The following is a 14983-nucleotide window of genomic DNA, read 5'->3' on the forward strand; positions in this document are numbered from 1 at the left end:
CTTCCGGGTTGTCGGGGGTGGCGTCCGGAAGCGGGCGGCTTCGCGGCAAGGAGCGAGTCCGGCCAAACCGCAACCTTACGCTTCAAGTCGATCAGTCCGTTCGCAAGGGTGTTCGTCCCTCAAACAGGTAGGAAAGCCTTCCGGGGCCGCCGATGATGTCGAATGAGCTGGAATGGTGTGGGATGAATCACCAGAGGTGCATACGGGGAGGCTGAAAGTTGCGGCGAGACGGCCGCAATCGTCACCGTTTCGACGGTCTCGGCGGCCGGGTACTTGCGCGATCCGCCGCGCCCGTGTGGACTACGCCCAATGCTGCGCGTACGCGCGCCGCCGAAAGACATTCACCGAACATGAGCAGGAGGCACCCCGTGAGCGCGACCGCGGACCACGCGGAGAGCCTGGCCGCCCGGCTGGGTTTCCAGTCCGAACAGGTGGTCCAGGAGATCGGCTACGACGACGACGTCGATCAGGAATTCCGTGACGCCGTCGAGAAGCTCGTCAGCGAGCTCGCCGACGAGGACTACGACGACGTCGCCGACGCGGTGCTGTTGTGGTTCCGCGACGAGGACGGCGATCTGACGGACGCCCTGGTCGATGCGACCGAGCTGGTCGAGGACGGCGCACTGATCCTGCTGCTGACCCCCAAGACGGGCCGTGACGGCTACGTCGAGGCCAGCGACATCAGCGAGGCGGCCGAAACGGCCGGCCTCTCCCTCGCCAAGGGCCTGCCCGTCGGCAAGGAGTGGACCTCCACCAAGCTGGTGACGCCGAAGGCAGCCAAGGCCAAGCGCTGAGCCGCGCCCCGCAGCCAAGCAGACACGCACCCCGCCGACCGGACTCCACCTCCGGTCGGCGGGGTGCGTGCGTCCCGGCACCGCGGCGCGCCTAGGCTGGCCACCGGAACCCGGCTGTCACCCGAACAGCCCAACGCGGACGTGCAGGAACGAAGGGATGCGAGAGATGGCGATCGAGGTCGGCGACAAGGCCCCGGACTTCGTGCTCAAGGACAACCACGGTGCCACCGTGCGGCTCTCCGACTTCCGGGGGGAGAAGGCCGTCGTGCTGCTCTTCTACCCGTTCGCCTTCACTGGCGTCTGCACCGGGGAGCTGTGCGAGCTGCGCGACCAGCTGCCCCGCTTCCAGAACGACGAGGTCCAGCTCCTCGCGGTCTCCAACGACTCCGTGCCGACCCTGCGGGTCTTCGGTGAGCAGGAGCAGCTCGAATACCCGCTGCTGTCGGACTTCTGGCCGCACGGGGAGACCTCCCGCGCGTACGGCGTCTTCGACGAGGAGAAGGGCTGCGCCGTGCGCGGCACCTTCATCATCGACAAGGAGGGCGTCGTGCGCTGGACGGTCGTCAACGGGCTGCCCGACGCGCGTGACCTGAACGAGTACATCAAGGCGCTCGACAGCCTCTGACCCGTACGGGGCCGCAGGAACCCGTACGGGAATCCGTGCGAGGGCCCGTACGGGGTTCGGTACGAAAACCGCTTACGGGCGGGAACCCGTCACTAGGATCGAAACGTTGATCCCGTAGAAACCGCACGACGGGGCCCCGCCCCACACACATACCTCTGGAGGACCCGTGGGAGTCAGCCTCAGCAAGGGCGGCAACGTCTCGCTGACCAAGGCCGCGCCTAACCTGACGGCGGTCATCGTCGGTCTGGGCTGGGACGCTCGCACCACCACCGGTGTCGACTTCGACCTCGACGCCAGCGCGATCCTGACCAACGACCAGGGCAAGGTCGCCAGCGACGCGAACTTCGTGTTCTTCAACAACCTGAAGAGCCCGGACGGCTCGGTCGAGCACACCGGTGACAACACCACCGGCGAGGGCGAGGGCGACGACGAGGCGATCAAGGTCAACCTGGCCGGCGTCCCGGCCGATGTCGCCAAGATCGTCTTCCCGGTCTCGATCTACGAGGCCGAGAGCCGCCAGCAGAGCTTTGGCCAGGTCCGCAACGCGTACATCCGCGTCGTGAACCAGGCCGACAACACCGAGCTCGCCCGCTACGACCTCTCCGAGGACGCCTCGACCGAGACCGCCATGGTCTTCGGCGAGCTCTACCGCAACGGCGCGGAGTGGAAGTTCCGTGCCATCGGCCAGGGTTACGCCTCCGGCCTGCGCGGGATCGCGCAGGACTTCGGCGTCAACGTCTGAGTCCGAATCGCGGCCCGAGTCTCAGGGCAGTCCCTCCGTCCGGCGCCGTGCACTGTGTGTACGGCGCCGGACCGGGTTTACCGCGGGCGTTCCGCGGGTTTCACCACAGCAGGGCCGCGAACGTCGTGCCGCGGCCCCCACGTCGTCCGGGGAGGACCACATCATGGGCGTCACACTCGCCAAGGGGGGCAATGTCTCCCTCTCCAAGGCCGCACCGAACCTGACCCGGGTCCTCGTCGGGCTCGGCTGGGACGCGCGCTCGACCACGGGGGCCGACTTCGACCTCGACGCCAGCGCGCTGCTGTGCAACAGCGGCCGGGTGCTCGGGGACGAGTACTTCGTCTTCTACAACAACCTCAAGAGCCCCGAGGGCTCCGTCGAACACACCGGGGACAACCTCACCGGCGAGGGTGAAGGCGACGACGAGTCGATCATCATCGATCTCACCAAGGTGCCGGACCGCGTCGACAAGATCGTCTTCCCGGTCTCGATCCATGAGGCGGAAGCCCGCCGGCAGAGCTTCGGCCAGGTCAGCAATGCCTTCATCCGTGTGGTGAACGAGGCGGACGGGCAGGAACTCGCCCGCTACGACCTGACCGAGGACGCCTCCAGCGAGACCGCGATGATCTTCGGCGAGGTTTACCGGTACGGCGGCGAATGGAAGTTCAGGGCCGTGGGGCAGGGGTACGCGTCAGGCCTCCGGGGCATCGCTCTAGACTTCGGGGTCAACGTTTCGTAAAGCCGTACAACGATGGGGTGCCAGTGGTTCTCAAAACCTTCGGCTGGTCGTTCGCAGTCACTGCGCTCGGTCTGGTCGCAGCGGTGTTCTACGGGGGATGGACCGCTTTCGGGATCGTCGCGATCCTGACCGTCCTTGAGATCTCGCTGTCCTTCGACAACGCGGTGGTCAATGCCGGAATCCTGAAGAAGATGAATGCCTTCTGGCAGAAGATCTTCCTCACGGTCGGCGTGCTCATCGCGGTCTTCGGCATGCGACTGGTCTTCCCCGTCGTCATCGTCGCGATCAGCGCCAAGATCGGGCCCATTGAGGCCGTCGATCTGGCCTTGAACGACAAGAACATGTACGAACAGCTGGTCACGGACGCTCACCCGTCCATTGCCGCCTTCGGCGGAATGTTCCTTCTGATGATCTTCCTCGACTTCATCTTCGAGGACCGCGACATCAAGTGGCTCGCCTGGCTGGAGCGTCCGCTGGCCAAGCTGGGCAAGATCGACATGCTGTCGGCGTGCATCGCTCTGATCGTCCTGGTCATCACCTCGATGACCTTCGCGGCCAACGCGCACCAGCACGGCGGCGTGCACGTGGACAAGGCGCAGACGGTCCTCGTCTCCGGCATCCTCGGCCTGATCACCTACATGGTGGTCGGTGGCCTCTCCGGCTACTTCGAGAACAAGCTGGAGGAAGAGGAGGAGGCCGAGCACGAGGCCGAGGAAGAGGCCAAGAAGACCGGCAAGCCCGTCTCGGCCGTGGCCATGGCCGGCAAGGCCGCGTTCTTCATGTTCCTCTACCTCGAAGTCCTCGACGCCTCCTTCTCCTTCGACGGGGTCATCGGCGCCTTCGCCATCACCAACGACATCGTGCTCATGGCCCTCGGCCTCGGCATCGGTGCCATGTACGTCCGTTCGCTGACGGTCTACCTGGTCCGCCAGGGCACCCTCGACGACTACGTCTACCTGGAGCACGGCGCGCACTACGCCATCGGCGCGCTCGCCGTGATCCTGCTCGTCACCATCCAGTACGAGATCAACGAGGTCATCACCGGCCTCGTCGGCGTCGTGCTGATCGGATGGTCCTTCTGGTCCTCCGTGCGCCGCAACAAGCGCCTGGAGCTGGAGGGATCCCCCGCGGAGGCATGACCGCGGCGGTAATGCGGAACGCTCCAGAGCGGGGCGGCCCGCGGGGTCTGCGGACCCTGCGGGCCGCCCCGCTCTTTCCGTAAGGCCAGAGGGACCAGGGGGGAAACAGGGATGGGATTCTTCGACGGGCTCAGGGGCGCGCGCGCCATGCAGTTCCAGTCGGGCAACGCCTCGTCGAACGCGATCGAGCTGACCCGGCGGCAGCCGACGGTGTCGCTCGCCAAGCAGGGGGCGGTGCACGGCAACCTGCGGGTCAACCTGTCGTGGCGGATGCGCACGTCCGACATAGGGGGCCGCTCGGGCCAGGGCGGCGGGCTGCTGCGGCACCCGTTCAAGCTGTTCAAGCCGGACATGGTGCAGGCGCACACCCAGGGCATGGTCAATGTCGACCTCGACATCGGCTGCCTCTTCGAGCTCACCGACGGCACCCGGGGCGTCGTCCAGCCGCTCGGCAACCTCCACGGCGACATCAACAGCCCGCCGTACGTGAAGCTCAGCGGCGACGACCGGTTCGGGGCGCCTTCGGGCGAGACGATCTTCGTCAACCTCGACCATGCCGACGAGATCAAGCGGCTGCTCGTCTTCGTCTACATCTACGACCAGACCCCGGCCTTCGACCGGACGCACGCCCTGGTCACCCTCTACCCGAGCACCGGGCCGCGGATCGAGATCGCCCTGGACGAGCGGCATCCGCAGGCGCGCTCCTGCGCCGTGGTCTCGCTGGAGAAGGTCAAGGGCGAGCTGATGGTGCGGCGCGAGGTGAAGTTCGTGTACGGGTTCCAGGCCGAGCTGGACCGGCTGTACGGGTGGGGCCTCCAGTGGGGGCGGGGCTACAAGAGCACCAAGGCCTGAACCGCGGCGGGAGCGGCGCCGGGCCCCGGTGTGCCCGGGGCCCTTGGGAGCCGGAGGCCGTCAGCGGCGGATGAACTGGGGGCCCTGGACCGGCAGGCGGAACGTCGGGTCGCCGGCCGGGACCGGGACCGGTACCGGGGCCGGCGAGACCGGCTGCGGGTACCCGTACGCGGGCGGCACGGCCGGCGGGGCCTGCGTGGGCGGCGCCGGCGGCGGGGTCGGCGGGCGCATCGCCGCCGTCCGGTCGGTCGAGGGGCCCGCCGCGGCGGCCCCCGCCTCCGGGGCGTTCTCGTCCACGGAGATCCCGTGGTCGGTCGCCAGCCCCACCAGGCCGTCCGAGTAGCCCTCGCCCAGCGCGCGGAACTTCCAGCCCTCGCCCCGGCGGTACAGCTCCCCGCAGATCAGCGCCGTCTCGGCGCCCGTCTCGGGCCGTACGTCGAAGTGGGCCAGCGGCTCGGAGCCGCCCGTCGAGGTGGCGTCGTAGAGCAGGATCCGCAGGTCCCGCACCCGCTCGAAGGGCACGTCCTCGGCGGAGGCGACGACCAGGATCCGGTCCACCGCGGGGGGCACGGAGCGCAGGTCCGCCTGCACGGCGTCGGTGATCCCGTCGCCGATCTGCTTCTTGCCCAGGCGCCACACGGCGCCGGAGGGGTGCCGGGGCTGGTTGTAGAAGACGAAGTCCTCGTCCGAACGCACACGCCCGTCCGCCCCCACGAGCAGCGCCGAGGCGTCCACGTCCGGTACCTCGGGGCCGGTGGTCCAGCGCAGCACCGCCCGGACCGCCACGGCGGTCACCGGGATGTTCGAGCCCTTCTGCATCGCGTGCGTCATGCCCGTCATCCTGCCCTCCCGGGCCCGGACCGGACAATGCGGCCCCCCTCCGGGCGTGTCAGCGGCCTTGTCCCCGTCCGAAGACGTGGGCATGGTGCATGAGGGTTACCTGAACTTCATGTGCTTGAGGAACTCTTGAATCACATTCGTACGTACTATTACCGGCCATGCCAGATGGGCCGCCGAGGCAGTACGAGGGAAGCACATGCGTCACTTCGGGCACATAGCGCCCACGGTCCGCAAGGACCTCTTCCACCAGGAGCCGGCCGAGTTCACCGCCGCCTCCCCCGCCCGCATACTCGCGGCCGCCCTCGGGGCCACCCTCTACAGCCCCGCCACCCGCCCCAGCCTCGCGGCGGACATCCGCAAGCAGGCCGCCCGCGGGGTCGTCTCCATGGTCCTCTGCCTGGAGGATTCGATCTCCGACGCCGACGTGCGGGGCGGCGAGGACAACCTCGTCCGGCAGTTCGCCGAGCTCGACGGCGACGCCGACGAGCACCCGCTCCTGTTCATCCGGGTCCGCGAACCCGAGCAGATCCCCGACCTGGTGCGCCGGCTCGGCGGCACCGCTAGCCGGCTGGCCGGATTCGTACTCCCCAAGTTCGGCGAACACCGCGGCATCGGCTTCCTCGACGCCGTCGCCGAGGCGGAGACGAGCGCCGGGCTGCCCCGGCTGTATGCCATGCCGGTCCTGGAGACCCCCGAGCTGCTGCACCTCGAAACCCGCGTCGAGACCCTCTCCGGCATCTCCCGCACGGTCAACGACTACCGCGAGCGGGTCCTGGCCCTGCGCCTCGGCGTCACCGACTTCTGCTCCGCCTACGGCCTGCGCCGCACCCCCGACATGACCGCCTACGACGTCCAGATCGTCGCGGGCGTCATCGCCGACGTCGTCAACGTGCTCAGCCGCGCCGACGGCACCGGCTTCACCGTCACCGGCCCGGTCTGGGAGTACTTCCGCAGCCAGCAGCGCCTCTTCAAGCCCCAGCTGCGCCGCAGCCCCTTCCTGGAGGAGGGCGTCGAGGAACTGCGCACCGCCCTCATCGAGCACGACCTCGACGGGCTGCTCCGCGAGATCGAGCTCGACCGGGCCAACGGGCTGCTGGGCAAGACCTGCATCCACCCCGCCCACGTCACGCCCGTGCACGCGCTGTCCGTGGTCTCCCACGAGGAATTCAGCGACGCCCAGGACATCCTGCGACCCGAGCGCGGCGGCGGCGGGGTGCTGCGCTCGGCTTATACGAACAAAATGAACGAGGTGAAGCCCCACCGGGCCTGGGCCGAGCGCACCATGCTGCGCGCGGAGGTCTTCGGTGTGGCGAAGGAGGAGGTCGGCTTCGTCGACCTCCTGACGGCCGGGCTCCAGGTGTGAGCGGGGCCTTGACCACGGAGAGAGGCAAGAAGATCGACACGGTGTGGTCGGGAACCTGGGTCGCTGACCGGCTGGGCGTGAGCCTCCAGGAGGGCGGCGACCCGGCCGCCCCGCGGCTGGACGCCCTGCTCGGGCTGGCGCTGCGCCGCAATCCCAAGCGGGCGCACCTGCTGGTCTCACGGGTGCTGGGCAAGCACGTCCCGCAGTCCCCGGAGGCCGTCTACGCCGCCGGGTACGGGCTCGGCGAGCGCGTCCGGGCCCTGCTGGGCGACGGGGCGGCGGCCGCCGCGGTGGTCCTCGGGTACGCGGAGACCGCCACCGGGCTCGGCCACTGCGTCGCCGACGGCCTCGCCCTCGCCCCCTACCTGCACTCCACCCGCCGCCCCGTGCCGGGCGTGGAGCCCGCCGGCGGGTTCGAGGAGGCCCACTCGCACGCCACCTCGCACCTGCTGCTGCCCGAGGATCCGGAGCTGCTCGCCGGCGGCGGGCCGCTGGTGCTGGTCGACGACGAGTTCTCCACCGGCAACACCGTGCTGAACACCATCGCCGACCTGCACGCCCGCCACCCGCGCGGGCACTACGTCGTCGTCGCCCTCGTGGACATGCGCTCCCCGGCCGACCGCGACCGGCTGACCGCCTTCGCCGAGGGCCTCGGCGCCCGCATCGACCTCGTCGCCCTGGCCCGCGGCACGGTCAGCCTCCCCGAGGGGGTCCTCGCCAAGGGGCAGGCGCTGGTCGAGGAGTACGAGACCCGGGGCGCGGCGGGCGACGCCGACGGCCCGGCGGCCGTGGTGGGGTCCGGGGCGGGGGCTGCGTCCGGATCGCGGTCCGCCGCCGAGTCCGGGGCCGGGTTCGGGTCGGTGGCGGGGCCCGCCGCCGGGTCCGTGGCCGCCGTCGAGCGGGTCGCGCTCGGCTGGCCCGGCGGGCTCCCCGACGGTGGCCGCCACGGCTTCGCCCCCGCCGACCGCGACCGGCTGGAGGCGGCGCTGCCCGCGCTGGCCGGGCGGATCGCCGCCGCGCTGGGACCGGAGCCCGGGCGGGTCCTCGTACTCGGCAACGAGGAGCTCATGTACGCGCCGCTGCGCCTCGCGCGGGCCCTGGAGGAGTCCGGGGCCGCCCGCGAGGTGCGGTTCTCGACCACCACCCGCTCGCCCGTCCTCGCCGTCGACGACCCCGGCTACGCCATCCGCACCCGGCTCGTCTTCCCCGCCCACGACGACCCGGCCGACGGGCCCGGCGACCGGTACGCCTACAACGTCGCGGGCGCCGGGTTCGACGCGGTCGTCGCCGTCGTCGACGGGGCGGGCGACACCGCCGCGCTGCACGCCCCCGACGGGCTCCTCGCCCGGCTCGCGCCGCACACCGGCCGGGTCCTGCTGGCCGTCGTACCGTCGTACGAGCCCGCGCCCGCGCCGGTACCCGCGCCCGTGTCCGTACCCGCAACCGTTCCCGTACTCGACCGGCAGGAGCCGATCATGTCCGAGCCCCTGCGCGGGCCCGCCTTCTCCTCGTACGCCCCCGAGGACGTCGGCTGGCTGCTCCAGGACTTCTCCGACGTCGAGCTGGAGGCCCCCACCGAGGAGCGCGAGGAGGCCATCCAGGCGGGCGGCGCCCACTACGCCGAGTCCCTGCCGGTCGAGTACCAGCCCAGCCCCGCCTACCAGGAGCTCTACCAGAGCGCCCTGACCGCCTCCGCGGCCCGAATAGCCCGGGCCGTCGGCACCGTCACCGAGACCGTCCTCGCCGAGCGGACCCCCTCCCCGGTGCTGGTCTCGCTGGCCCGCGCCGGCACCCCCGTCGGCGTGCTGATGCGCCGCTGGGCCCGGGCCCGGCACGGCCTGGACCTGCCGCACTACGCCGTCTCCATCGTGCGCGGCCGCGGCATCGACACCAACGCGCTGCGCTGGCTGGCCGCGCACCACGACCCGGCCGACATCGTCTTCGTCGACGGCTGGACCGGCAAGGGCGCGATCACCCGGGAGCTGGCCGCCGCGCTCACCGCGTTCGAGGGGTTCGACCCGGAGATCGTGGTCCTCGCCGACCCCGGCTCGTGCGTGACCACGTACGGCACCCGGGAGGACTTCCTGATCCCCTCCGCCTGCCTCAACTCCACCGTCTCCGGACTCGTCTCGCGCACGGTGCTGCGTTCCGACCTGGTCGGACCCGCCGACTTCCACGGTGCGAAGTTCTACCGCGAGCTCGCCGGAGCCGATGTCTCCGTCGGCTTCGTCGACACCGTCGCCGCCCACTTCGACGAGGTGGCCGAGGCAGTCGACGCCGAGGTCAAGGAGCTGCTCGCGGCCGACCGCGCCCCCACCTGGGAAGGCTGGGCGGCGGTGGAGCGGATCAGCGAGGAGTACGGCATCCACGACGTGAACCTCGTCAAGCCCGGCGTGGGCGAGACGACCCGCGTACTGCTGCGCCGCGTGCCCTGGAAGATCCTGGCCCAGCGCGGGGCCGGAGCCGACCTGGACCACGTACGGCTGCTCGCCGAGCAGCGCGGCGTGCCGGTCGAGGAGGTCGACGGGCTGCCTTACACCTGCGTAGGACTCATCCACCCCCGCTTCACACGCGGCGCCACCGGCGCCGACGGAAAGGCCGTGGCCTCCAAGTGACCGTCCTGATTGCCAGTGACCTCGACCGCACCCTCATCTACTCGGCGGCCGCCCTCGGCCTGACCATGCCCGACCCGGTGGCCCCGCGGCTGCTGTGCGTCGAGGTCCACGAGAGCAAGCCGCTGTCGTACATGACGGAGACGGCGGCGGGACTGCTGGCGGAGCTGACCGCCGAGCCCGGCGTGGTGTTCGTCCCGACGACCACCCGTACCCGCAAGCAGTACCAGCGCATCCGCTTCCCCGGGCGCCCCGCCCAGTACGCGATCTGCGCCAACGGCGGGCAGCTCCTGGTCGACGGGGTCCCCGACCGGGACTGGCGCCGCCAGGTCGCGGGGCGGCTCGCGGCGGAGTGCGCTCCGCTGGAGGAGGTGCACGCGCACCTGCTGGCCACGGCCGATCCGGCCTGGCTGCGCAAGGCGCGGCTGGCGGAGGACCTCTTCGCGTACCTGGTGGTCGAGCGGGCGCTGGTCCCCGAGGAGTGGCTCAAGGCCCTCGTGGACTGGTCCGAGGCCCGCGGCTGGGCCGTCTCCCTCCAGGGCCGGAAGATCTACGCCGTGCCGCGTCCGCTGACCAAGAGCGCGGCGATGCGCGAGGTGGCCCGGCGCACCGGGGCGACCGAGACCCTGGCCGCCGGCGACTCGCTGCTCGACGCGGACCTGCTGCTCGCGGCGGACCGCGCGTGGCGGCCGGGGCACGGCGAACTGGCCGACGCGGGCTGGACCGCGCCGAACGTGACGGCGCTGGCGAAGGCCGGCGTCCTGGCGGGCGAGGAAATCGTGCGCGCATTCGGGCGTTCCGCCGGTGGAACGGGCCGCTGACTCGGCACACTGGGCCCATGACCAAGGGCAACAGCACGAAGATCACCGATGAGCTCTACCAGTACATGCTCGCCCACAACCCCCCGCTGGACGAGATCCAGCGGGGGCTCGTGGAGACGACGTACGCGAAGTTCCCCGACGCCGCCGGAATGCAGTCGGCGCAGGAGCAGGGCCCGCTGCTGGCCTTCCTCGTCCGGCTGACGGGCGCCCGCCACATCGTCGAGGTCGGCACCTTCACCGGCTTCTCGGCCCTGTCGATGGCCCAGGCCCTCCCGGCCGGCGGCCGTCTGATCACCTGCGACGTCTCGGAGGAGTGGACCGCGTACGGCCGCGAGGCCTGGCAGGCCGCCGGGGTCTCCGACCGCGTCGAGCTGCGGATCGGCCCGGCGCTGGACACCCTGCGCGCCATGCCCGAGGAGCCGCACATCGACATGGCCTACGTGGACGCCGACAAGGAGAGCCAGACCGGCTACTGGGAGGAGCTCGTACCGCGTCTGCGCCCCGGCGGCCTGATCGTCACCGACAACACGCTCTTCCACGGCTCGGTGCTCGACGAGAACGCCACCGGCTCGGCGGCCGGAGTCCAGGCCTACAACCGGCACGTCGCCGGGGACGCCCGCATGGACTCCGTCCTGCTGGCGATCTCGGACGGCCTGACGCTGTCGCGCAAGAAGTAGCCCGGGGACCGTCGTCCCGTCGGTTCAGCCGCAGCCCCCGCCACCGCAGCAGCCCCCGGACGGGGCGGGGGCCGCGGCGGCGGCGGTCCCGCCGACGGCGACGGCGGAGAGCAGTTTGACGGTGTCGGCGTGCCCGGCGGGGCAGTCGGCGGGCGCGGAGGACTCGGCCATCGGACGACTGACCTCGAAGGTGTCGTCGCAGGTCCGGCAGCGGTATTCGTAACGAGGCATGCGGCTGATGCTAGGGCCTCGCGCGCGCGGACGTGGTCCGTTGCTCCCTGGCGGCCTGCTCGGGGTGGCGGGCGCGCCAGTACGGGTTGTCGTGCGGCAGGGCGCTGCCGACCCGCCCGTACATCCCGAACCACATCAGCATCACGCCGACGACGAAGCTGAACAGCACGTTCTGGATCTTGAAGGCGAGGAAGTTCATCCCCGTGTCGAGCAGCGCGAGGTTCACGAAGCCGCTCGCGATGAACAGCAGGCCCAGCACGATGTTGAGGGTCGAGGCGAAGGTCCCGCCGATCACCATCCCGGCGAACAGCACGGCGCCGATGCAGATCGACAGGACGCTCAGCGCGCCGTTCGTGTTCAGGGCCAGCACGGTGTCGCCACCGGTGTCGAAGAACCCGATCCGGTCGATCAGCCCGAGGATCCCGAAGGCGACCAGCAGCAGACCGGTCAGGCCGGCGCCGACCCGGTACACCTGGCTGAGCTTGTGGTCGACGGGCAGATGATCGTCGAGCCGGGCGTTGACGGGATGCAGGGCGCGCGCGGCGCCCCGCGCGACGGCCTGGCGGAACTGGGGCGGGTCACCGACCCCGTCCCCGTCGTGGGCGACGTACGGCGCGTAGTGCTCGTGCGGCTCGGTACACCCGTACGCCGCATGGGGCGCGTACGCCTGGGGCGCGCGCGGCGGCGTCTGGGCGGTGTGGGCAGTGCGGGCAGCCATGGCGCCCTCCTCTGTTCCATCCGACCCCCCAAGCATCCGCCCGCCCACCCCCCAACGACAACTGCCGACCACGATCCGGCCGAGGCCGCGGCGGCCGGGGCCGCCGTCGCGGCCCGACCATGTCCGGCCCGGCTACCGGGCCGGTTCGGCCTGCGGGCGCGGTCCTGCGCACGGTGTGGCCCGACGCACCGACGCACCGACGCTGCCCGTGCGGGCTCGGCCCGGCGCCCGGCCCAGTCTGGCCCTGGCTCTGGTCCGTCTCCGGCCCCGGCCGGGCGCTCGGCTCGACATGGGCCGACATGGCCCGACCCAACGGCCCGGCCCGGTGTGGCCCCGGCTCTGGCCTGACCCTCGGCTCCAGGCCCGGGCCGACCCGCCGTCGCGGCCCGATCAGCGGGCGCGGTGCGGCTCCCGGCCCGGTGCGGCCCGTCGCGGCGCGGCACCGGCTCGGCTGCGGCACCGACCGGCCGCGGCTACGACGGCGGCGCCGGCGTCCGAGGTCCGCCCTGGGGCCCCGGCCCCCTACGCGTGGCCGCGTTCCGTGCGGATCTCGTTCACCACGCGGGACACGGCGCCCCGTACCTCTTCCATCTCCTGCAGGAAATGCCAGTAGTCGGGATGCCGCCCCTCCAGACCGGCCACCGCCCGCTCCACCCGGGCCACCGCCTCGTCCAGCGGCGCAGCGTGCCGCGGCTCGGGCACGCTGCGGCCGGCCATCGCCAGCCGCTGCGCGTCCCGGATCGCGAAACGCGTCCGCTGGACCTCCTCCTGCGGGTCCCGCGCCACCGCCTCCAGCCGGGTCAGCCGGTCCTGCGCTGCCGACACCGCCTCGTCGGTCGCGTCCAGCGCACCCCGTACCGCCTCGATCAGCGCCGTCACATCGGCCCAGCGCTGCTCCTCGCGCGCCGCGGACGCCTCCCGCAACCGCTCCTCGGCCCGGGCCACGTCCCGTACGGCCTCCTCCGGCACCTGCTGGAGGTCCTGCCAGCACGCCGCGCTGAACCGCCGCCGCAGCTCGCTCAGTACCGGATCCACCCGGTCCGCCCGGTTGCGCAGGGCCTGCGCGCGGGTCCGCAGGCTCACCAGCCGCCGGTCGATCTCCGCCGCGCGCTCCGGGAGCCGGGCCGCCTCGGCCCGTATCGCCTCCGCGTCGCGCAGGATCCGGTCCGCCCGCTGCACGGTCTCCTGCACCCCGTGCTGGGCGGCGCCCTGGTTCAGCTTGGTCAGCTCGGGCCCCAGCGCCGCCAGCCGCGCCGCGAGATCGTCGGCACGCACGCCCTTGGCCCGTACGGCGTCGAGCGCGTCACTGGCCGCCAGCAGCGCCGCCTTGGCCCGCTCCCGCGCCGGCGCCACCCGGGCCAGCTGCGTCTCGGCCTTGTCCAGCAACGGCTGCAGCCCCTGCGCGAACCGGTCCAGCTCGCCCTGGACCCGTACGAGCTCGTCCCGCGCCCGCGTCAGCTGCTCCCGCGCCCGCGCCGCGACGGAGCCCTCCAGATCCACCCGGTCCAGGTCGTGCGCGTCCACGGCCTCGATGTACACATGGCTGACCTCGTCGATCCGCCGGCCGAGCGCGACGAACCCTTGGGCCGCCTGCCGCGCGGCCGGCGAACCGTCCGCCGCGGCGATGGTCTCGATCGAGATCCGCAGGTCCCGCTGCGCGGTGTCCAGCTCGTAGAACGCGGCCGCGGCGGCATCCTTCGCCGCCTGCGCGTCCGCCCGCCGACTCTCGTCCCGCCCGCCGAACCACCGCCGGGATGCCGTCGTCACAATCCCTCTCCCGTACCGCGTCCGCCATGCCCCGCTCCATTCTCCCCTACGGGATCAAGTTTGCGTGGGGGGTCCGCCCGCCATGTAGGCTGTCCACTCATCCACGGGTGCGTAGCTCAGGGGTAGAGCGCTGCTCTTACAAAGCAGATGTCGGCGGTTCGAAACCGTCCGCGCCCACCAGCGAAAAGGCCCCCGACCAGCAATGGTCGGGGGCCTTTTGCATCCACGAATGACATCAACGGGAACGGTCAGCCACAGTCGGGCCGCTGCCTCAGCGACCGGTCTCCATTGGGGCCGTGGGAGGGCCGGCACAAGCAGCCGGTACGGGCGTCGCTGACCGGTCCGGCTAGAGCTACGGATCAAAGGCAGTGGTCCTTGTCGGGCAGAAGGGAAGCTCGACCGCGGGCTTCCCTGACCCTGGTGCGGGTCTACGCCGCTGAGGCTTCGAACAGGCCCAGCCATTCCCCCACGGTGAGCGCTGCTGAGGCAGGCACCAGCAAGGAGATGCCAATGCCGCCAAGTACATGCGCTGCCCAGGGCATTGCTTGCTGCGAGCCGCCGGATGCCTCACGCCGCCGCGCGACCCCGAAGCGCCAGAGGAACAAAGCCCCGCTCAACAGGCAGAGGGCCAAACCGCCGAGCTGCATCAACTTCAGGCCCCATTGAGCGAGGGCAAGAAGCGCGGCTGATATCAGCAACCCCACAGCCACTCCTCGATCTCGTACATCCACCGGATTCCACCTCCCGTGAATCGGGTGGATGTCGACACACTGGGCGTCCGTTAGGCGTGAGCACGGACGCGCACCGTTCGCTCTGGAGCGTACGGGCCCCTCGGTGAACCGCACGCCTCTGTGGCTGCTCGTGGACTGACGGAACGTGCGCGCCGCGCGGGGTCTCCGGGGCCGTGTGCCTGCTGTGCTTCCGTTCGTGCCGTCTGCGCCTACCGGGCGGCTGCGGTCGGCGGGACCATCCCTGGGTCAGAGCGTCGACCGAATCAGGTAGGTGGCAGGGTGACTCAGCCCAGGTGTGGGGCGCCGACGACCAAGAATCGTCCCTGTACCAG

General features: G+C 71.3%; 15 protein-coding genes and 1 tRNA gene. 11 read left to right on the forward strand and 5 right to left on the reverse strand.

The genetic code is table 11. From position 1 onward, the window contains the following. Nucleotides 1–368: 368 nt before the first annotated feature. The 6 genes from IE248_RS20930 (at nt 369) to IE248_RS20955 (ending at nt 4891) form a co-directional block, all read left to right on the forward strand. Nucleotides 369–794, forward strand: a complete 426-nt coding sequence (locus IE248_RS20930; RefSeq protein WP_030009300.1) for a DUF3052 domain-containing protein — start codon at nt 369–371, stop codon at nt 792–794. A gap of 166 nt (nt 795–960) precedes the next feature. After that, nucleotides 961–1419 carry a peroxiredoxin gene (locus tag IE248_RS20935; protein ID WP_073773609.1) on the forward strand — a complete coding sequence of 153 codons (459 nt, stop codon included), beginning with the start codon at nt 961–963 and terminating at the stop codon, nt 1417–1419. Nucleotides 1420–1585: 166 nt separating this feature from the next. Next, the gene (locus IE248_RS20940) at nt 1586–2161 is read left to right on the forward strand and encodes a TerD family protein (protein ID WP_008739115.1); all 576 of its coding nucleotides are present in this window, start codon (nt 1586–1588) and stop codon (nt 2159–2161) included. Between the two features lie 163 nt (nt 2162–2324). Beyond that, nucleotides 2325–2900 (forward strand): TerD family protein, encoded by a 576-nt coding sequence (locus IE248_RS20945; protein WP_008739114.1) that lies wholly within the window; start codon nt 2325–2327, stop codon nt 2898–2900. 23 nt (nt 2901–2923) lie between these two features. Further along, the gene (locus IE248_RS20950) at nt 2924–4039 is read left to right on the forward strand and encodes a DUF475 domain-containing protein (RefSeq protein ID WP_037791733.1); all 1116 of its coding nucleotides are present in this window, start codon (nt 2924–2926) and stop codon (nt 4037–4039) included. 111 nt (nt 4040–4150) lie between these two features. Further along, nucleotides 4151–4891 (forward strand): TerD family protein, encoded by a 741-nt coding sequence (locus tag IE248_RS20955; RefSeq protein WP_008739112.1) that lies wholly within the window; start codon nt 4151–4153, stop codon nt 4889–4891. Nucleotides 4892–4951: 60 nt separating this feature from the next. On the opposite strand, the gene IE248_RS20960 is transcribed toward IE248_RS20955, so the two are convergent. After that, a complete protein-coding gene (locus IE248_RS20960) occupies nt 4952–5722 on the reverse strand; it encodes a TerD family protein (RefSeq protein ID WP_100583476.1) in 771 nt (256 codons plus the stop codon). Nucleotides 5723–5927: 205 nt separating this feature from the next. Here IE248_RS20960 and IE248_RS20965 point away from each other — a divergent pair, with 205 nt between their 5' ends. From IE248_RS20965 to IE248_RS20980, 4 genes are read left to right on the forward strand one after another with little or no spacing between them, the layout of a single operon-like run. Further along, on the forward strand, nt 5928–7094 hold the full coding sequence (locus IE248_RS20965; RefSeq protein WP_073796062.1) for an HpcH/HpaI aldolase/citrate lyase family protein: 1167 nt from the start codon (nt 5928–5930) through the stop codon (nt 7092–7094). A gap of 8 nt (nt 7095–7102) precedes the next feature. After that, a complete protein-coding gene (locus IE248_RS20970; RefSeq protein WP_229895424.1) occupies nt 7103–9709 on the forward strand; it encodes a phosphoribosyltransferase in 2607 nt (868 codons plus the stop codon). Beyond that, nucleotides 9706–10527: an HAD family hydrolase gene (locus IE248_RS20975; RefSeq protein WP_190031363.1), complete on the forward strand. Its 822-nt coding sequence runs from the start codon at nt 9706–9708 to the stop codon at nt 10525–10527. The genes IE248_RS20970 and IE248_RS20975 overlap by 4 nt, the downstream gene beginning before the upstream one ends. A gap of 17 nt (nt 10528–10544) precedes the next feature. Next, a complete protein-coding gene (locus tag IE248_RS20980) occupies nt 10545–11204 on the forward strand; it encodes an O-methyltransferase (protein WP_190031364.1) in 660 nt (219 codons plus the stop codon). Nucleotides 11205–11228: 24 nt separating this feature from the next. Here IE248_RS20980 and IE248_RS20985 read toward each other — a convergent pair whose 3' ends face one another. The 3 genes from IE248_RS20985 to IE248_RS20995 form a co-directional block, all read right to left on the reverse strand. Then, complete coding sequence (locus IE248_RS20985) at nt 11229–11435, reverse strand: FmdB family zinc ribbon protein (RefSeq protein ID WP_008739105.1); 207 nt, start codon at nt 11433–11435, stop codon at nt 11229–11231. A 10-nt stretch (nt 11436–11445) separates the two neighbouring features. Next, nucleotides 11446–12153 (reverse strand): DUF4383 domain-containing protein, encoded by a 708-nt coding sequence (locus IE248_RS20990; protein WP_190031365.1) that lies wholly within the window; start codon nt 12151–12153, stop codon nt 11446–11448. Between the two features lie 522 nt (nt 12154–12675). Further along, complete coding sequence (locus IE248_RS20995) at nt 12676–13920, reverse strand: hypothetical protein (protein WP_229895425.1); 1245 nt, start codon at nt 13918–13920, stop codon at nt 12676–12678. A gap of 105 nt (nt 13921–14025) precedes the next feature. On the opposite strand from IE248_RS20995, the gene IE248_RS21000 reads away from it, so the two are divergent. Continuing rightward, nucleotides 14026–14100 (forward strand) — tRNA-Val (locus tag IE248_RS21000). 248 nt (nt 14101–14348) lie between these two features. Here the strand turns inward: IE248_RS21000 and IE248_RS21005 are convergent. Then, nucleotides 14349–14624, reverse strand: a complete 276-nt coding sequence (locus IE248_RS21005; RefSeq protein ID WP_190031366.1) for a hypothetical protein — start codon at nt 14622–14624, stop codon at nt 14349–14351. Between the last annotated feature and the right edge of the window lie 359 nt (nt 14625–14983).

This window comes from Streptomyces goshikiensis, assembly GCF_014650555.1.
Classification (GTDB): domain Bacteria; phylum Actinomycetota; class Actinomycetes; order Streptomycetales; family Streptomycetaceae; genus Streptomyces; species Streptomyces goshikiensis.

Coding starts and splice junctions, on each gene's coding strand:
- IE248_RS20935 (WP_073773609.1), top strand. CDS start 961: ATGGCGATCGAGGTCGGCGACAAGGCCCCGGACTTCGTGCTCAAGGAC.
- IE248_RS20945 (WP_008739114.1), top strand. CDS start 2,325: ATGGGCGTCACACTCGCCAAGGGGGGCAATGTCTCCCTCTCCAAGGCC.
- IE248_RS20955 (WP_008739112.1), top strand. CDS start 4,151: ATGGGATTCTTCGACGGGCTCAGGGGCGCGCGCGCCATGCAGTTCCAG.
- IE248_RS20960 (WP_100583476.1), bottom strand. CDS start 5,722: ATGACGCACGCGATGCAGAAGGGCTCGAACATCCCGGTGACCGCCGTG.
- IE248_RS20965 (WP_073796062.1), top strand. CDS start 5,928: ATGCGTCACTTCGGGCACATAGCGCCCACGGTCCGCAAGGACCTCTTC.
- IE248_RS20980 (WP_190031364.1), top strand. CDS start 10,545: ATGACCAAGGGCAACAGCACGAAGATCACCGATGAGCTCTACCAGTAC.
- IE248_RS20985 (WP_008739105.1), bottom strand. CDS start 11,435: ATGCCTCGTTACGAATACCGCTGCCGGACCTGCGACGACACCTTCGAG.
- IE248_RS20990 (WP_190031365.1), bottom strand. CDS start 12,153: ATGGCTGCCCGCACTGCCCACACCGCCCAGACGCCGCCGCGCGCGCCC.